Annotated in this window: 2 protein-coding genes; both read left to right on the top strand. The window is 31.3% G+C overall.

The features are described 5' to 3' along the window. Positions 1 to 182: 182 nt before the first annotated feature. Positions 183 to 593 carry a hypothetical protein gene (locus CYL18_RS18940; protein WP_104851019.1) on the top strand — a complete coding sequence of 137 codons (411 nt, stop codon included), beginning with the start codon at positions 183 to 185 and terminating at the stop codon, positions 591 to 593. Between the two features lie 62 nt (positions 594 to 655). Further along, entirely contained in the window at positions 656 to 1,150 is a 495-nt protein-coding gene (locus tag CYL18_RS18945; protein ID WP_104851020.1) for a hypothetical protein, read from the top strand. Positions 1,151 to 1,250: the final 100 nt, after the last annotated feature.

Here is a 1,250-nt window from a genome sequence, read left to right on the forward strand (position 1 = left end):
TCTGAGATAGTTTCAACCATATAGAAGATAGTCTATTGATATCAAACGATGATGAAAATCTAAGAAAACAGGAGAAAACGTGAGATTTCACTATGTTTATTGAGGGAGGTTAGCAGAAGAAGGAATTCGCTATATCTGTTGGAATTCTGTTATATATTCATTTTGTAGGGAGTGATTGATATATGAAATATCAACAAAAGGATTTCACAGAAGGGCTAAGAAGTAAGATTAAAAATATTGAATTGACACTTCAAAAACATATAGAAAAAATATTGAATGAAAATAAAACTGTATTCGCAAAGAAGAACTTAGAATTTAATGCAGATTTCGCTAAAGAGGGCGATGATCCTTTTGTGCCTGGGTATACTTCTTCAATTGCAATAGGTATTACTGATAACATTAACAAAAACAGCGAACTTAATGACTTACATATAATTAAAATATGGGAATGCGAACGCACTCTCTTAGGTATGCCTGTTCCAAAAAACATACCAGGGAGCAAGATTAGTGGCGAACTCCTTAATGAATCATTAGAAGAAATTAAAGAGGAATTAAGAGACTATATTGGGGATGTATTACAAGAAGTAAATTAACGTGCTTCTTCAGTTAACGGGGCAGGTTAGCTTTAGAAGGAAATAAAGGGAGTGATAAATCAGTGTTTAATAGAAAGTTTCGTGAAATATATCCAGGGCTAATTTTCGAAATATATCTTCAGCAAATTAACAAATATGTTTACGGTGTCGTTGTAGCGGGAGATTTACGAATAAATAAAAAGGATGACATAATAATCGCATACATAAAATCTTTTACTGAACAGCCAATAAATTTTCAAGAAATAATTAAAGAACTAGAGATAAAGAATTTCTTATTTATTGCTAATTCAGGAATTGCTTCCATTCTGAATCGTTCCTGGAAGTTTGTTGGTACTTATCCGAAACCGTTAATGGGAACGGAAGAACTATGTAAAGTGGAATATGTTATAGAATTTATGGATGAATATTATAAAAGTGTTGGTAATACCCTCTTGCCCATATTGGATTGTCAAAAAATAAGTGAAGAAGAATATAAAAATATCCTGAATCCTCTTGGATTGGTTGGGGATATTGCGATTCAAGATTACTTAATAGATATCGCAAGTAATCAAATATAATTAAACGAATTTGTGAAGTATATTACTTAAATGTAGTGTAGTGCTTTGATACCTTGAAAAGTATCTTTGAAGTTGAAAAACCACCTAAAATATCACAAAT

The sequence above is a fragment of the Pradoshia eiseniae genome (assembly GCF_002946355.1).
GTDB lineage: Bacteria > Bacillota > Bacilli > Bacillales > Pradoshiaceae > Pradoshia > Pradoshia eiseniae.